At 49.3% G+C, this 16128-nt stretch carries 16 protein-coding genes; 2 read left to right on the top strand and 14 right to left on the bottom strand.

All coding sequences use genetic code 11. The annotated features are described in order from the left end of the window. Nucleotides 1–9: 9 nt before the first annotated feature. The 6 genes from FC99_RS04070 to FC99_RS04045 form a co-directional block, all read right to left on the bottom strand. Nucleotides 10–951 carry a hypothetical protein gene (locus FC99_RS04070; RefSeq protein ID WP_048736205.1) on the bottom strand — a complete coding sequence of 314 codons (942 nt, stop codon included), beginning with the start codon at nucleotides 949–951 and terminating at the stop codon, nucleotides 10–12. After that, on the bottom strand, nucleotides 944–1822 hold the full coding sequence (locus FC99_RS04065) for an exonuclease SbcC (protein WP_048736207.1): 879 nt from the start codon (nucleotides 1820–1822) through the stop codon (nucleotides 944–946). Before FC99_RS04065 ends, FC99_RS04070 begins: the two co-directional genes overlap by 8 nt. A gap of 247 nt (nucleotides 1823–2069) precedes the next feature. After that, nucleotides 2070–3413, bottom strand: coding sequence for a type I glutamate--ammonia ligase (gene glnA / locus FC99_RS04060; RefSeq protein ID WP_056986469.1), 1344 nt, complete (start codon nucleotides 3411–3413; stop codon nucleotides 2070–2072). Between the two features lie 43 nt (nucleotides 3414–3456). Further along, a complete protein-coding gene (locus FC99_RS04055; protein WP_048736209.1) occupies nucleotides 3457–3843 on the bottom strand; it encodes a MerR family transcriptional regulator in 387 nt (128 codons plus the stop codon). Nucleotides 3844–4323: 480 nt separating this feature from the next. Continuing rightward, nucleotides 4324–5241, bottom strand: a complete 918-nt coding sequence (gene miaA, locus FC99_RS04050; RefSeq protein ID WP_048736210.1) for a tRNA (adenosine(37)-N6)-dimethylallyltransferase MiaA — start codon at nucleotides 5239–5241, stop codon at nucleotides 4324–4326. Next, a complete protein-coding gene (locus FC99_RS04045; protein ID WP_048736211.1) occupies nucleotides 5226–5993 on the bottom strand; it encodes a glycerophosphodiester phosphodiesterase in 768 nt (255 codons plus the stop codon). The genes miaA and FC99_RS04045 overlap by 16 nt, the downstream gene beginning before the upstream one ends. 324 nt (nucleotides 5994–6317) lie before the next feature. On the opposite strand from FC99_RS04045, the gene FC99_RS13580 reads away from it, so the two are divergent. Then, nucleotides 6318–6494 (top strand): DUF3042 family protein, encoded by a 177-nt coding sequence (locus tag FC99_RS13580; protein ID WP_048736212.1) that lies wholly within the window; start codon nucleotides 6318–6320, stop codon nucleotides 6492–6494. A gap of 208 nt (nucleotides 6495–6702) precedes the next feature. Here the strand turns inward: FC99_RS13580 and FC99_RS04040 are convergent, their stop codons facing one another. From FC99_RS04040 to FC99_RS04015, 8 genes are all read right to left on the bottom strand, one after another. Next, on the bottom strand, nucleotides 6703–7116 hold the full coding sequence (locus FC99_RS04040; protein ID WP_235805860.1) for a rhodanese-like domain-containing protein: 414 nt from the start codon (nucleotides 7114–7116) through the stop codon (nucleotides 6703–6705). A 26-nt stretch (nucleotides 7117–7142) separates the two neighbouring features. Continuing rightward, nucleotides 7143–8114: an ROK family glucokinase gene (locus FC99_RS04035; RefSeq protein WP_048736214.1), complete on the bottom strand. Its 972-nt coding sequence runs from the start codon at nucleotides 8112–8114 to the stop codon at nucleotides 7143–7145. A gap of 4 nt (nucleotides 8115–8118) precedes the next feature. Next, nucleotides 8119–8349 carry a YqgQ family protein gene (locus FC99_RS04030; RefSeq protein WP_048736215.1) on the bottom strand — a complete coding sequence of 77 codons (231 nt, stop codon included), beginning with the start codon at nucleotides 8347–8349 and terminating at the stop codon, nucleotides 8119–8121. Between the two features lie 43 nt (nucleotides 8350–8392). After that, complete coding sequence (locus FC99_RS04025; protein ID WP_156166960.1) at nucleotides 8393–9073, bottom strand: rhomboid family intramembrane serine protease; 681 nt, start codon at nucleotides 9071–9073, stop codon at nucleotides 8393–8395. A 20-nt stretch (nucleotides 9074–9093) separates the two neighbouring features. Next, nucleotides 9094–9642 (bottom strand): 5-formyltetrahydrofolate cyclo-ligase, encoded by a 549-nt coding sequence (locus FC99_RS04020; RefSeq protein WP_048736216.1) that lies wholly within the window; start codon nucleotides 9640–9642, stop codon nucleotides 9094–9096. Nucleotides 9643–9771: 129 nt separating this feature from the next. Further along, nucleotides 9772–9939, bottom strand: coding sequence for a hypothetical protein (locus FC99_RS13780; protein WP_156166961.1), 168 nt, complete (start codon nucleotides 9937–9939; stop codon nucleotides 9772–9774). Nucleotides 9940–10028: 89 nt separating this feature from the next. Continuing rightward, entirely contained in the window at nucleotides 10029–10178 is a 150-nt protein-coding gene (gene rpmG, locus FC99_RS13575) for a 50S ribosomal protein L33 (RefSeq protein WP_011667723.1), read from the bottom strand. 158 nt (nucleotides 10179–10336) lie between these two features. Then, the gene (locus FC99_RS04015) at nucleotides 10337–12403 is read right to left on the bottom strand and encodes a peptidoglycan D,D-transpeptidase FtsI family protein (protein WP_082153313.1); all 2067 of its coding nucleotides are present in this window, start codon (nucleotides 12401–12403) and stop codon (nucleotides 10337–10339) included. Nucleotides 12404–13185: 782 nt separating this feature from the next. Between FC99_RS04015 and FC99_RS04010 the strand changes: the two genes are divergently transcribed. Then, nucleotides 13186–15816 (top strand): YfhO family protein, encoded by a 2631-nt coding sequence (locus FC99_RS04010; protein ID WP_048736217.1) that lies wholly within the window; start codon nucleotides 13186–13188, stop codon nucleotides 15814–15816. Nucleotides 15817–16128 lie beyond the last annotated feature (312 nt).

Here is a 16128-nt window from a genome sequence, read left to right as displayed (position 1 = left end):
AAATTCCTCCTAGCCAAAAATCAATGGGTCCGACTGGATCTCCAGATCGTTCAGGTTTTCTAAGTACCAATCCCGCATGAATGGATATTGAAGTAACACATCAAACCAAGAGACCTGCTGTGCGTCATCGTGGACGGTAATGACCCATTCTGGCTGGCCTTCAAGTTGATTATTGAAGATGTCGACCACAACATTCTTGTCCAACGCAATTTCGGCTCCATTGCCATTGACACCATTCGTCAGCATGTAGTCATTTTGCGCCGCCGTCACGAACAAGCGGTCCACGACCCCTGCTGGTAAGTCCGCCGAACGCACCGCGTAGTTTTGCCGGTTGGCCATGTCCAAGATGTTAAAGTCTACGGAATATCCATAGTCTTCTTTTAAGTAACGGGCAAAATCAAAGAGGATCTGCACGGAGGCTTTTACCGTTTCCGCCGGCACTGTATCGTGCAAGTCAATAATGAACAATTGCGTCAGTGCGTGGCTATTGAAGCGGAACATTTTACGTTCCAAGTTCAAATAAAACAACGATTGGCCCGTTGCCCGTTCCCGGTAGAAAACGCCGCCATTTTCCGATGTCTCGATACGGAAGTTAAAGGTCCCCCGGTCACCTAATGGCGTCAACTGTTGGGTTAACTCCTCGTGGTGGTCACGGGATTGCAAGATGACATGCTTGCCCTGATCATGTAATTCTAGCATCCGGGACATAAATAACAGGTAGTAGTCCGAATTACTATATTGATGAGGGAACGTCACGTAGTCCGAATCCAATTCAAAATCGGCCAATTGCGTTGCCGCACTGACCAATTCATCGGGATCGGTAGTCTTAATGAGTTGGTCCATCAACTGCGTAAATTTTAACCCAGTTTCTAGGCCTGACTTGATGGCCTCGTTATAGTTGAGTAACCGACCGCTGGTGGTCAACGTTGACGGATCATTTTCGTTAATCATCGGCCTTCACCTCGCCCTCACTCTTACCTAACAAGCTGTTTAAGTAATCGGCGTACAAGCTTGCATTGTGGGCTTCAAAATGTTCGAAGTCGTCAAATGCATCGCGAATGCTCTGCTTTTCATAGCTAAGAATCGTGTCTTCCTTGGACAGCACCAAAATTTTATCGTCATTTTCCTTGATCAACTTGTGGGCGTTCAAAGCCTTTTCGTCCTCGTCGGCTAACTTGGTCAACTGATCGATAATGCCCTGGCGTTCGTCCTTGACCTTGCTGGAATCCCAAGGCAGGCTGCTCCGTTGGCTGTTTTCCTTCAGCTGATCCCGCAATTGTGCCTTTTGGTTGTCCCGGGTCGCCTGCGCATCGACTAAGCTTTGAAGTTTTTCACTCTCGGCGGATACCGATTCGATCTTCGCTGTGTTCAGCCGCTTGTTTTGGCTCTCCAATGCAAAGGAATCCTTCAACTTCTGGTATTCATTCTGATCGAATTGGAATTGCACGTTGATCACATCGAGGTCACCGAACAATCGCCGGTCCCACCAATTTCCAAAGTAAATATGGAATAGTCCGGTGGTGTATTCTTCGTAGTAGAAAAATGGATAAATGTGGCCTAAATAATTAATTAAATTGTCGCTCAAATAGTGGCTGACTTGGGGATGGATGTTATCGACCAACTCAGATAAATGATTGACTGACCGCGCTGGTCGGGTCTTCTTAACTTCCTGATAGTAGCGCGCTTGGTCCAAAAGTTCATAAACTTTCCGGTCATCGCCGTGCTGAACCGCCGCCTGCAACGTACTTAAGTAATCGAGTTTGTTGGCGATTGCCTGCGTTAAGACATCGGCTGCACTAGCTTGTTGTTCTTGATTTTCCATGGATTATCCCTCATTCTGATGTTCCCTAGCGCTTGCCGTGAACATTTGGTTATACGTTCATGTTACCAAAAATTCCTACAGAAAAAAGCAGTTTGCACGAAATTTGCCAGAAAACAAGGATTTTTTTAACGTTTGGGCCTACAACGATTCTAAAAGCGGAAAACGCCACGCCTACCGCCCCAGTTTCCTGGTGACCGTACGCGTGACGTTTGCCCACACATTTTTAATGATTAATTTTTAAAGCGGTTTAGTACAATTCCAGGTACTGATCGCGTTCCCATTGAGAAACTTGCGTCCGGTAAGAATTGTATTCCAGGTTCTTCGCTTCGATAAAGCTCTGGAAGAGATTTTCACCCATGGCGCCACGCATCACATCATCGGCAGCCAAGTCCTTTAACGCGTTGTGTAACGTGTCAGGCAAGTTGGTGATATGGTTTTCTTGACGTTCCTCGGCGTCCATGCGGTAAATGTTGCGGTCGACGGCTTCTTGTGGGGCTAACTTGTTGCGTAAGCCATCCAGGCCAGCTTCCAGAACCGCTGCAATAGCCAGGTATGGGTTAGCTGCGGGGTCAACGCTCCGGAGTTCCAACCGCGTTGACAGGCCGCGAGAGTTTGGCACCCGAACCAGTGGCGAGCGGTTAGACCCAGACCAAGCCACGTAAACTGGGGCTTCGTAGCCAGGAACCAAGCGCTTGTAACTGTTAACGATTGGGTTGCAGATGGCCGTGAAGCTGCGAGCATGCTTGAGTAACCCACCTAAGAAATGATAGGCGTCCTCGGATAATTGCATGTCGCCGCCATCCTTATCGAAGAAGGCGTTGCCTTGGCCGTGGAACAGAGACATGTTCAAATGCATCCCGGACCCGTTGATCCCAGCCAATGGCTTTGGCATAAATGTCGCGTACAAGCCGTACTTTCTGGCAATCGTCTTCACAACCAACTTAAAGGTTTGAATGTTGTCGGCAGCGGTCAAGGCGTCGGCATACTTGAAGTCGATTTCATGTTGACCAGGTGCGACCTCATGGTGAGCCGCTTCAACGTCAAAGCCCATTTCTTCCATGGTCAGAACGATTTCACGTCGGCAATTTTCACCTAAGTCCATTGGGGCCATATCGAAGTAGCTCCCCTTGTCGTTAAGTTCCGTCGTTGGCTTGCCATTTTCGTCCATCTTGAACAGGAAGAATTCGGGTTCTGGTCCAATGTTAAAGTCGGTAAAGCCGGCCTTACGCATGTCGTTTAAGACCCGAATCAAGTTGTTCCGGGGATCGCCAGCGAATGGTTTGCCATCCGTCGTGTAGACTTCACAGATCACCCGGGCAATCTTGCCCCGTTCCGTACTCCAAGGGAAAATCATCCAAGTCGAAAGGTCTGGGTACAGGTACATGTCACTTTCTTCAATTCGTACAAAACCATCGATGGAAGACCCGTCAAACATCAACTTGTTTTCAAGCAACTTATCGAGTTGGCTGATAGGCACCTCAACATTTTTGATCGTGCCAAATAAATCAGTAAACATTAACCGCAAGAACTTAACGTTTTCATCCTTCGCCATCTGACGAATGTCATCCTTGGAATATTCTGGTTTTGCCATTAAAATCGCTCCCTGTCAGTTTTTTCTCGTCTAATACCACGGTTTAAAGAGGTCGTTGCTGGTGTAGCCCTGACGCTGGTTGACCGAAACCACTCTGCCGAATGAATTCATCCTGCAAGATTCGCCGGACGTCTTCATCGGTCAACGGTTGCTTCTCAGCGGCTTGTTTCGCCTGCGCGGCCCGTTGTTGTTGATCATAAATTGCCTTAATCCCCGCAACGTTGACCCCGTCGGCCAAGTAATCCTTGATTTCTAGTAACCGGTCAACGTCATTCAACGAGTATAACCGCCGATTGCCGTCACTCCGTTCGGGAGAAACCAAGTTCTGAGCCTCATAGTAACGAATTTGACGCGCCGTTAAGCTCGTTAATTTCATGACGGTTCCCATTGGCAAAACGGCCAATGAACGCCGTAACTCCTTTTCCTTCATCACTACCGGCCCCCTTTAACTATGATGTCATCATACCACGCTGAAAACGGGAGTCAAGACTTCATGTTATGTTTTATGACATGAACACCCAAAATGTTTAATTCTTTAATTAATTGTAAGAACTAAGTACATCGGTCAAGGACGTTAAATCCAGATAAGTTAAACATGGACGCGCTCCGGCTGCCGGGGATTCCGACTGCTGTGGGGACGTTTCAGCCTGGAAGAACACCAGTCTTCTCGCTCGCGTTGGCTACATCCCTGACCTCCGCCGGCTCACACATTGAGCTCTTCCATGACACGCGTTTAGCCCTGCCTAAACCTACAGCTATTCGACCACACCACACAGAGGAATGCTTGCCATCAAGCATTACCTACATCAGAGTCGATACTGTTTCGAAGCATTCGGCCGTATAGAAAAAGCCTTGAAAACCTGATTCATTCAGGACTTCAAGGCTTGTTAACCCATTTCAATTTGTATGATTAATTTTCCAACCACGCCGTGACGTGCTGTTCAATCTGTGCCCGCTGCTCCGGGTGCTGGACCAAGTCATACCAGGTCGCCGTCGTTTGGTTGCGGAACCACGTGAGCTGACGTTTGGCGTAGTGCCGTGAGTCTTGCTTGATCAGGTCGATAGCATCCGGCAATCTAGTTGGCTGGTTTAGGACCGGCAATAACTCACGATAACCGATTCCCGTGGCTGGTGGGAGTGCTGTGCCCCCCTGTTCGGCTAGCCATTTGACCTCATCCACCAAACCGGCCTTGATCATCAGATCGACCCGTTGATTGATTCGCTGGTAAAGTAAGGCACGGTCCGTATTCAACGCCACGTAACAGTCATCATACTGGGGACCACCATTATCTTGATGTGAGAATAGCTGGCCGGTGACCTGAATCACCTCTAACGCGCGCACCGTCCGCCGCACATTGGTCTGTGGAATCTTGGCAGCTGCCTGCGGATCTCGCTCGTTGAGTTGTTGCCACAGATATTGCGGTCCTTTTTCTTGTGCCACCGTGCGGAGCTTTGCCCGAACATCGGCGTCACCAGGCGCCTCTGCCCCTAATTTCAAGCCATCGAAAAGCGCCTGTAAATAAAAGCCCGTTCCCCCGGCAATAATTGGCAAATGGCCCCGTTGGCGAATCTCCGGAATCAGTTTCTGTGCCGCAGCCACGAATTCGGCCACGGTAAACTGCTGGGTCACGTCGCACACATCAATCAAGTGGTGTGTGGCTTGCGCCTGTTCGGCCGGGGTCGCCTTGGCCGTCCCAATATCCAAATGACGGTAGACCTGCATGGAGTCCCCCGAGATGATCTCCCCGTTAAACTTCTGCGCCAACTCGATGGCGAGCGCCGTTTTGCCCACCGCAGTCGGCCCCACAATGGCTAAGACTTTTTCCAAGATGGCACCCCTCCTTGAATCTTCGTTCGTAAGGCCACGGCCCGTGCTGGATAGTCCGTGATCAGCCCAGCAAAATGGTGGCGCAAACAGTACGTCATATCGGCTTCGCTATTGACCGTCCAGGGCCGCAATTGGGCATGGGGTAGCCAGAAGCGGTGGGCCTTCACCCAGTGAATATCCGGGTGCAACCCCCCGACCTGGTGACGGCGCTGCATCAATTTTGCCTGACGTCCAGCCGTTTTAAAGAGCTTGGCGTACTCCGCTTGCGGATACAAGGTGCGCAACGTCAAAATGGACTTGGCCCGAAAGCTGGAGAACACCAAGCGAAAGGGCACCGGTTGCCGCTCAAAATACGCGGCCAGTCGCTGCTCGATTCCCGGATAGTGAATCTTATTCGTTTTAAGCTCTAGGTTAAAAACACCGGTAAAGTTATCGGCGATCAACAGTTGGATCACCTCATCTAGCGTTGGAATCTGCGTCCCCGCGTAATCCGGACTGAAGCGGCTCCCCGCATCCAAACGTTTCAGCTGGGCCAACGTTAAATCCTTAATAAAGCCCTCGCCATTAGTGGTCCGATCGACTCGTTCATCGTGCATGATCACCAGTTGCTGGTCTGCGGACAATTGGACATCGGTCTCAATCCCGTCGGCGCCAGCATCCAGTGCCGCTTGAAACGCCAGCAGTGTGTTTTCTGGACGCGTCCCCTTGCTTCCCCGGTGCGCAATAATTTGCGTCGGTTGTTTGGTAAACATGGCTGCAACTCCTCCTCAGTAAACTTTACATACATGATCCACTCTTGAATCCTCCATGAATAAGATTACCACAAAACGTGAGCAACTTAAAAAACGAAGTGAAAGTTGCCACAACGCCAAAAGCTTCTGTCCATGGCCCCCTTACAAGTCGTCTAAATTGCGCCCTCTGACCTCGTCATAGCCGGGTAGACAACAGGTCATCCGAGCTCGACGATTCTTCACTGAATCGCCACACGAATCTCCGTAAATCACTGGCAATTTACCGGCAAAACCAGCATAATGGAAGCGGATAACTAAATTCTTAAATGATGGGAGTCGAGTGCTATGAAACATTTCACAAAAGGATTTTTGTTTGGTGTCGTCGCGACTGCTAGTGCCGTTGCTGGAGCAGTCTTTTCATTTAAAAAAAAGGTCGTTCAACCCATTGAAGACCAAGAATCACGCTTCGAAGAAAACCGGAAACGGGCGAACCGGAAGAGTCATTCCGCTCACAATGGTTAGTCTTCACCGAGAATCAAAAAGAGCGTCGCGGAAAAAATCCGTGACGCTCTTTTTTACAGGGAACTTGTTCTCTGAATTTATATTGTCGAAACGTGTGACTGAAGGCAACTGGTTCCGCTTAGCACTGGTAACCAAACAATCCAAACCCGGGATTATTCGGTTACCAGCCCTAATGCTCGCCAGCTAACCGCCTTCAGTCACACTCTTCCTAATATTTCGTCTTTTTCGTCTTACCTTGCCAACGTGAATAACCCGTTTTTAAGATGAAGATTTGGTCGTAATTTTCTTTACCTAACAGCAAGGCAGCACGGGTGCTCAGTGTTTTCCCCTGATCATACAGGTAGACTGGCAGATCCGCACGAATTTCTTGATGGTAGGCTTTAAACGTTGAGAAAGGAATATTCCGGGCCCCTAAAATGTGCCCTGCGTCAAAATCCTTCTTCTCCCGTAAATCCACGACTTGTGCCTTACGGAGACCCGCTTGAAATGTGTCCTCGTCGATAAGGGTGGCCACGCGATTACGCCGAATGACCGTGGCTAATTCCCAACCGCCCCATGCGACTAACAAAATGATCAGGATGATGGTATAAATCGTCATCCCAGAGATTGCACCAATTACCAAAACTAAATCGTCCTTCCTGGCTTTTACTAGTTACTCTTTTGGAACCGCAATGCCAATGAAGCGGCCCCAATTACACCTGCATCGTTACCTAATTGTGCCAACCGCAGTTTCGTTGAATCGCGAACGGCTGGGAAGGCGTTTTCTTGGAAATAACGTGTCGTCGGCTGTAATAACGTGTTGCCGGCATTAGAAACCCCACCACCAATAATGATGTTAGCTGGGTTCAAGATGTTAGCGACGTTAGCCAAAGCCAACCCTAAGTAGAACGTTACCCGGTCAACGACTTGGTTAGCCAAAATGTCACCATTGTCGGCCAAATAGAAGATCATCTTCGAGGTAACGCTCTCTTGATTGTCTTCCATTTCCTTTAAGCGCGACGTGCCCATGAAATCCTTGGCCATGTCAGCGGCCACGTGCACAACCCCCGTAGCGGAAGCGTACTGTTCGAGACAGCCACGCTTGCCACAAGTACATAAGTAACCGTTTGGTTGAACCGTCACGTGGCCCAACTCTCCGGCACCACCATTGACACCGTGCAGCAGGTGCCCACCAGCGATGACCCCACCGCCGACACCGGTACCTAACGTCACGAAGACCACGTCGGCATCCTTTTCACCAGCGCCCTTCCAGTATTCACCCAGAGAAGCTACGTTAGCGTCGTTGTCCAAGATAAACTGTAACCCAATACCAGCTTGGATCTGGTCACGAACTTGTTGGCGCTTCTTCCAGTTTAAGTTGAACGCACCAATGACCGTTCCGTTCTCAATATCTACGGAACCCGGGGTCCCCATCCCGATACCGATAAAGTCATCTTTACTAAATTCTGAATTTGTAATGTGTTGGTTAATCGATTCAATAATGTTTGGGACAATATGACTGCCCTCATCAGAGATATCGGTGGGAATATTCCACTTCGTCAGGACTTCCCCAGAAACAGAGAGGAAAGCCATTTTCGTTGTGGTACCACCTAGATCGATTCCAATTAAATTCCGTGCCATAACTCTAAATCCCTCCAATGGATTGGTGTTTATCTCTTGCTCGTTGTTCTTCTAATCGGTGTTCATGCGTCAGAACCACCTTGGCCTGCACAAAAGTATGATCATCCACCACCCGTGCTTGTCGCAAGTGGTCTAGTTCCAGTGCCATGACCTCAATGTCCCAAAGCCGTTTGCCCACGTACACATAAATACCGAACTTTTTAAGTAGCTGCTGAACATCATATAACGTTTTCATTGTGCCACAACCTCCGTGAAATTGCACGAGTCATTTTCGTTGACTACTGGGCCATGCCGTGTAAATACAACCAGACCAATCCAACGATTAGAACAACAGACGCCACAATTCTCTTAATTACACTAACCTTACCAATTCGAGGGACACCTACTGTATACGCTACCAAAAAGCCCACGACCAGGCCGCCCAAGTGACCGGCAATATCGATGCCCGGCGTAAAGATATCAAACGCTAAATTCATGACGATAAAGGCCATGAAAGTTCGCGCGATTTGACGAATCACCGGGTTTTGCCAGAAGGACTCGCCAAGCATCAGGAAGGCCCCAAACAGGCCAAAGATTGCGGTACTGGCTCCCGCCGACAGGCTATCTGAGAAACAGAAGCTCGCCACGTTTCCCCCAATACCGGCAATCAGAAACATCGCTAAGAATCGCGTATGCCCAAAGGCCGCCTCAATCTGCATCCCCACAAAGTACAGGGTGATCATGTTCATCAAGATATGCGTGAAGCCAATGTGCAGGAAGATTGGGGTGATCAGGCGCCACCACTCTCCTTGCTGGATCAAAACGTTGAGTTTAGCGCCAAACGTAATCAAGACGTTGACGTTGGTGCTGCCACCAGCCAAGGTCATAGCGCCGTAGACCAGCACCATGATCACAATCAGACCGACTGTCATGAACGGATACTGGTTAAGCCGGTTAAGACGATACTTAAGTTGCGTCACCACGAGGCTTCCTTTCTATTCTATAACTGTGCGGCTAAAACCGCATCTAATCTGACATCAAATGATTCAACGGTCCAACCAGGCTGACTCGCTTGTTGCGCAGGCAGTGCCAGTGCCACCTTAAACCCGGTCGTTTTGGGCAAGTAGCGATCATAGTATCCACCGCCAAAACCCAACCGTTCCCTAGTGGCCGCAAAGATGAGGCCGGGAACAACGATTAAGTCAAATTGGTCTGGAGCAATAATTTCACCGTCAACGGGTTCTAATAAGCCAAACTTACTCCGTTCAAAGTTAGTGTGGTCGTCCGCCACATGAAAGGCCATCTGCCGGTGTGGCAACGTTTGGGGAACGGCAACAATCTTGCCCGCCGCATGGGCCTGGTCGATGATTGGCTGCGTTGCCAGTTCAAAACCACTACTAATGGTGGTTGCAATCTTGCTAGCCGATTGCCATTCCGGTAGTGCCCACAACTGTTGATAAAGCTGCTCACTAGCGACTTGTCGGTCCTCTGCGGACATGGTCTTGAGTGCTTGAATCGTCTGTTGCCGTAATGCTTTCTTAGTTGCCATGGTGGCGCCTCCCTAATCCATTCTCATTCTCTTAATTTGACGTTGTGTAAAGGTATTGTGTAAATTCGTCGCACTGCGGCTTAGACTGTCTTCTCCCGCAACAAGCGTTGAAAAATGTAGATAGTTTTCCTACTTTAAGTCTTGATAGACAACTTCATGTGCGCCAAAACTGGAAAAAGTGGCCGCGTAAATCGTGGGACCGGCAAATACAGACTCAGACGTGTCCGCACCGTTCCCACTCATATCCGGCAGCCGGCAAGTCGAAGAATCCATCAACTCAATTTCCATATTAAGCATGTTGCCAGGCTACATACAACCAGTATCAAAAATACTGTTCACCCTTCAACTTTTGACTACAAAAAAAGGTGCGGACTCTCGCCCGTACCTTACTTAGTTTCACGATGCAAAGTTACTTTCCGGTCACGTGGGCAGTATTTCTTAAATTCAACCCGGTCCGGGTTATTACGCCGGTTCTTGCTGGATAAGTAATTGCGTTCGTGGCATTCTGTACATTCTAAAGTGATGTGTACACGCATTGTGGGTAACCTCCCAACTTGTTCAGAATTACAGGCTAGAGCCCTTAACTCGTAATATATTACCATTAATCCGGCGCAATTACCAGTCATAATCCCAAATATGTTAAGGAAAAATACTTAACAGCTGTCAAAAACCCTTTGCCACTAAGCTTTCAGCCCTACTCAATCGTTGTTTTAGACTGAACCGTCTTCCAGTATGCCGCGTAGATCTTTTTAGCCAATTGCATGTTGTTGTCTTCGGCATTGACGCCTAAGTTCGGCATTGCTAAGGCCACGACCACCTGTGGATTCTTCGACGGTGCGTAGGACGCCAGACTTAACGTAACGGTCTCGTGACCCTTATAGTAAGTCTGTGCCGTCCCAGTCTTGGCCGAGATTCCTGGTGAAATGGAAGATAAACTCCCACCGGTCTTGTAGGTGTTGGACCCATGGACCACATCGTACAATCCTTCTTTGACCAGTTGCTTTTCAGCAGCGGTCATCCCGATACGGTTCAGGACCTTTGGCGATACCGTCGACTTAATGGTCCCTAATTTACCAGTTGACGTGGTCCCACGAATAGAATCAACCACGTGTGGTGCAATCCGGGTACCACCGTTAGCAATCGTTGACATGTACTGACCAACCTGCAGCACGGTGTAAGCATCGTAGTTCCCAAAGGACAAGTCCAACGCGTTCCCAATGTGGGCAAAGCTACTTGACCCCTTCAGACCGGTACTTTCGCCGGGGAGGTCAATTCCCGTGGCGACCCCTAACCCAAATTGGTTAAAGTAACCCCGTTCCTTGGCAAAAATACTGGTGTTCATGGTCAAAGCAGAACCTGGAACGTAGCCAAACTTGGCTTCCTTCATGGCTAACTGCATCATGTAGGAGTTAGAAGAAACTTCTAGCGCCGTCGAGGCATTGACCGCAATGTTGGCACTCCCACTATGGTTGAACCAAGAAGACTTCTTGACCCCACCAACGTTGATGACTTTATCAGTCAACGTGTTGTTTCCTGGCGTGATCACACCGTCCATCAATGCCCCGGAAACCATGGCACCCTTAACAACGGACCCCATAACGATATCACTGTTCATGGCACCTAAGGCGTTCGTCGTGATCTTACCCGTAGACGGGTCACGATCGACCCCGGCCATCCCAATGACACCACCGGTATTGGGGTTCATCACGATTGCATACGTCCCAGTCGAATAACCACCCGCACCGGATTCCGCAGAGTGAACCAGTGATTGCAGTTGGCTTTGGAACTTAGAGTTGATGGTCAGTTGGAGGTTATCTCCCTTTTGACCGCCATACTTCTCAACTTCCTTGGTCACCGTATTGTTCCCAGCAACTTCCACCTGCTTTTCGGCCTTAGTCCCACGCAGAACGGATTCATACTCTTGTTCCAGGTAAGATTGGCCCACACTGTCATTTCGCGAGTATCCCTGTGCGAGTAATTCATTGACCCGATCACTTGGTAGCCCCGTCTTTTCGGACGAAACCGTCCCAATGATCGATCTGATCGACGACCCGTTAGGATAATCTCGTGACCAACTTGTGCCGACTTGAACTCCTGGCATTTCGGACAAATGCTCACCGATCTGAGCAATTTCTGTACTCGAGACGCCTGAATCCTTAATGTACGTGGTCGAAAGTGCATAAGCCCCGCTCATCTTCGCAAAGATAGCGGCCGCGTTCTGCTGCGTTTTCGTTAATTTAAATGATGAATCATCCTGTAAATAACTCAACGCCTTGTTGTACAACTGGGTGGGTGACATGCCCTTAGTCCCAGACAACTTTCCCTCGACCGCTTTTAACCGTTTTTCGTCAGTCAAATAGTAATCAATGGCTTGCCGGGGCGTTAAGGAACTGGTCGAAACCGTTAAGTAATGGCCCAACTTATTCGCAATATCGTACATGCTAGTCGATAAGACGTTGACCCCCTTGGTATAGGAGATGGCTTGATGGGCTTTATTCCCAACCAAGACCTTGCCTGTTGAGTCGTAGACCATCCCCCGTTGAACGTTGGTGGTTTCAATCGTGGTGTCGGTCGAATTGACCTCCGCCTTAAATTGTGCCCCGTACATCACTTGCAAGTACGCTAACTGACCAATCAGCGCCGCAAATAACAGGGCAACAATAATGAAAAGAAAATTTAACCGAAACGGGATCTGTGACTTCGTGGGACCGCCACTAGACCGTTGATTCCGGTTACTAACGCGATTATAAAAATTCTTCACAACAGCTCTGCTCCTTATTGTACTGCACCTATTTTACCAAACTTCGTCGCTAGTCACTATCCCGCTACCGAAATTTAATGATTTTATGCTATTCTAGAAGCCTAGACAAAATAACACTAGTCATTCTAGCATAACCCAGGCGACCGTTTAGGCACTGGTCGGGCTCTTTACAAAATCTAAACTTTTCGAGCTAATTAAGTGACGTTTCCTTTTAGTATATTACACTATCAAGGTGAACAAACATATCGGAACGATTAGGTTAGTTTGATTTAACCGCACTGCGGCTGCCAAAAATTCTATCTGCTATGGGGAACGCCTCCAGCCAAAGAACGGGCTTCCAACTCGCCTGAAAGCCACAAGGAACGTGTGTCTCTCAGGTCGTCCTACGATGCAAGTACGACTAACATCGTCGCCACAGCTGGCTGCATCCCCGGCTCCTCCGGCTTACATTTTTGGTTACTTACCACGTTGAAATTAGACAGTCTACATTTTAACATGGTGTTCATGACACCCATGTCAATATAGCTCAAAGCTGCCATGAACTACCAGTGTAAGCCGAGAGGTCTCAGATATGGGCTCAGGCGCGTCGTTCTACTTAGGCAGTAGGTGAGCTTACGTGGAAGGCCAACCTTGAAGACTCAGCTTTTTTGAGGCTTCACGTTGTGCCCGCACCGTTCCAGCCCATATCTGGCGGCCGGTAAGGCGAATGGACCCCGCCGTGTCACCAGGCTATCGGAATGACTATTTGAAACACAACTATTTTTAAGATTGAGGTGGCTTATTTGCAAGCACGAAAACGGCGCTGGTCTTTGACCCAACGTCAATTTACCCTACTTGGGGCTTTCTTAACGCCCTTTATTCTGATGACGGTCTACTTTATCTACCGTCAGATGGCCCCATTTGGCTCTAGTAGCCTGTTGACCGTGGATTTAGGCCAGCAGTACATCGACTTCTTTGCCTACCTCAGACGGGCACTCCTGCACGATCCTAGCAGCATCTTTTATTCCTTTGCCAACGGTCTAGGCGGCGAAATGCTGGGGACTTGGTCTTATTACCTGTTAAGTCCGCTAAACTGGATTCTACTCTTATGTCCGGGAACATTGCTCACGACCGGGGTCTTCCTGCTGACCGTGTTCAAATACGGTCTCTCTGGTCTGACGTTCGCCTGGTTACTAGATAAAACCACCAAGCAGACCGACCTAAAGGCGATAACCTTCGCCACGGCCTACGCCTTAATGGGGTGGTCAATTGCCAACCAATTAAACGTGATGTGGCTCGATGCCGCCTATCTCTTGCCCCTGATTTTTTACGGGCTCTACCTACTGATGCAGACCGGCAAGTGGCGGACCTACGTTATCTGGCTGACTCTGATGTTAGTTGTAAATTACTACATGGCTTACATGATCTGTTTGTTCATGATTCTCGCTTTTATCTGGTTAGCCGTCGACCAATTCACCAATTGGCGGCACTTCTGGGGTCAGACCTTCAGCTTCGCCTGGACCTCGGCTGTCAGTGGCCTACTTGCGGCATTTGTCCTCCTGCCAACCTGGTGGTCGCTCTCACAGAGTAAGGCGCAATACACCGTGACCTCTTTTAAATGGAAGTTTGAGTTCTTTCCACCCAAGATGATTGCTAAATTTTTCATGGGGGCTTTTAACTTCGATCAGATGCCCGATGGAACGGCCAACCTATTCATTGGTGCCATTGCCTTGTTGGGTAGCTTGTTCTTCTTCAGCGACCGGCGTATCCGCCTCAGAAGTCGCCTTACGGCAGGTATCGTCACCGTTTTTCTCGCTCTATCCCTGTGTGTCCAACCATTAGACCTGCTGTGGCATGCCGGTCAGTTCCCCGTTTGGTATCCGTACCGATTCTCGTTTATCGTCAGCTTCTGGCTAATTTGGTTGGCTGCCCAAACGTTGACCAATGACTTTCAACCCGGTTGGCTGGCAATCGCCATTGTCACTTTGATAGTGGTGGCTGGTAGTGCCTATGTGGCGCTCAATCTGAAGAAGTTTGCGTTCTTATCCTGGAGTCAGATTTTACTTGGGCTGTTATTTATTATCTTCGCCCTCGCCCTGACAACGCTACCGATTCATCACCACTGGATCTACCCACTGGCCTTCTTCGTCATTGGTGTTACCGAGGTCAGTGCGAACGCTTTTATTTCGCTCAACAACATCAGTTACGTCTCGCAGGGCGAATATGGCAACTATACCAACGAGCTACAACAGCTGGTCGATCGCGTTCAAAAGAAGGACACCGGCGCCTACCGTATCGGCAAGACCTTCTTGCGGACTAAGGGCGATGCCTTCCAAACGGGCTACAATGGTGGGGGCGTCTTCTCCTCCGTTCTGCCCAAGACTACACCGACCTTCTTTGGTAACATCGGGAATCCAGACGGCGATGGGTTCGTCGAATACAGTAATGGTACCCTGGTCACCGACTCCCTGCTGAACATGAAGTACTACTTCCAGCAAAAGCAGTTGTCCGGTGCGCTGGCTGGCACTAGTATTTTACCGGCATCGACCAATAAAGCCGATCTGGCTGACTACCACATCACCAATCAGGACCACTGGGCCACGACTTACCGTAACCCATACGCGCTTCCAATGGGCTACGCCACTGGTTCTCAGATTTTAACCTTAAAGAACAAAACGGCTGATCCGGCTCAATACCAGGCCAATTGGCTGGCAGCACTGACGGGTAATCCGAGTGACCAACATCTCTATACTGCGGAAAACTTCAATCAGGTCGACTTCCAAAACATCGGCCAGCAAACCAAAATTACTGGCGCAATGCTGCAGAAGAAGAACCTGCTGAAGCCTGCCAAAATCACGTTGACGTTTAAACCCACGAGTAACGATGCCTACTACCTAACCTTTGGTTCCACGGTCAATCCCGATAACGCCACCTTTATCCTGAACGGTAAGCAACTGGACCAATACAAGACTTACCGCAATACGATTCTGGTGAGTGCAGCTGATCACGCTAAGGGCAAGACTCAGAAGTTAACGATTCAGCTGAAAAAGGGTTCGTTGTGGCTCGAAAACTTCACGCTGTATCGTCTGAACACGGCCAAGTTTAAACGGGCAGTCAAGCAGCTGCAAACCCAACCTTGGCACCTGACGAAGCACTCCAACCGTTACTTCAGTGGCACGATTACCACGACCCAGCGCAACCAAGTCTTGAACACCTCCATCCCTTACTCGAAGGGATGGCACGCAACGGTCAATGGCAAGCCTGCTAAGACTCATAAGACGTTAAACATGTTCACCGCCATCAAGCTTCCTCAGGGTAATAGCACGGTCACTTTATCCTACTGGCCACCACTCTTAAACGTTGGCCTGCTCGTCAGCGGTGGTACACTCATTGTTCTACTTGGCGGCTGGTGGCTCCTCCGGAAACGGCAGTAAACCTGACCAACTCTAAAATTAGTCAAACTAAAGGTTGAAAGTTCTAAAACACCAATCATGCCCGTTCTAGCAACAACAGTGGGACTAAAACTAGGCAACCTGGTGGGCCCTTCGCCTTACCGGCCGGCAGATATGGGCTGGAGCGGTGCGAACACAACTTGAAGCCTCGAAAGAACCGAGTCTACAAGGTTGGTTTTCTGCTAAGCCGGCAAGAAACGCCGACCAAGCAGAACGACGCGCCTGAGCCCATATCTGCCGACCTCTCGGCTTACACAGCGTGAGGTAATGAATGTAACCTCACTATCAATTGGG

The sequence above is a fragment of the Levilactobacillus koreensis JCM 16448 genome (assembly GCF_001435525.1).
In the GTDB taxonomy this organism is placed as follows: domain Bacteria; phylum Bacillota; class Bacilli; order Lactobacillales; family Lactobacillaceae; genus Levilactobacillus; species Levilactobacillus koreensis.
The sequence above is the reverse complement of the archived record's forward strand: the minus strand, read 5'-3'. Positions and strand labels throughout refer to the sequence as shown.

Excerpts from the sequence above, each read along its gene's own strand:
- FC99_RS04020 (WP_048736216.1), bottom strand. The coding sequence starts at position 9,642 with ATGGCAACTAAGAAAGCATTACGGCAACAGACGATTCAAGCACTCAAG.
- FC99_RS04045 (WP_048736211.1), bottom strand. The coding sequence starts at position 5,993 with ATGTTTACCAAACAACCGACGCAAATTATTGCGCACCGGGGAAGCAAG.
- FC99_RS13580 (WP_048736212.1), top strand. The coding sequence starts at position 6,318 with ATGAAACATTTCACAAAAGGATTTTTGTTTGGTGTCGTCGCGACTGCT.
- FC99_RS04035 (WP_048736214.1), bottom strand. The coding sequence starts at position 8,114 with ATGGCACGGAATTTAATTGGAATCGATCTAGGTGGTACCACAACGAAA.
- rpmG (WP_011667723.1), bottom strand. The coding sequence starts at position 10,178 with ATGCGTGTACACATCACTTTAGAATGTACAGAATGCCACGAACGCAAT.
- FC99_RS04055 (WP_048736209.1), bottom strand. The coding sequence starts at position 3,843 with ATGAAGGAAAAGGAGTTACGGCGTTCATTGGCCGTTTTGCCAATGGGA.
- FC99_RS04070 (WP_048736205.1), bottom strand. The coding sequence starts at position 951 with ATGATTAACGAAAATGATCCGTCAACGTTGACCACCAGCGGTCGGTTA.
- FC99_RS04065 (WP_048736207.1), bottom strand. The coding sequence starts at position 1,822 with ATGGAAAATCAAGAACAACAAGCTAGTGCAGCCGATGTCTTAACGCAG.
- FC99_RS13780 (WP_156166961.1), bottom strand. The coding sequence starts at position 9,939 with ATGCTTAATATGGAAATTGAGTTGATGGATTCTTCGACTTGCCGGCTG.
- glnA (WP_056986469.1), bottom strand. The coding sequence starts at position 3,413 with ATGGCAAAACCAGAATATTCCAAGGATGACATTCGTCAGATGGCGAAG.
- FC99_RS04030 (WP_048736215.1), bottom strand. The coding sequence starts at position 8,349 with ATGAAAACGTTATATGATGTTCAGCAGCTACTTAAAAAGTTCGGTATT.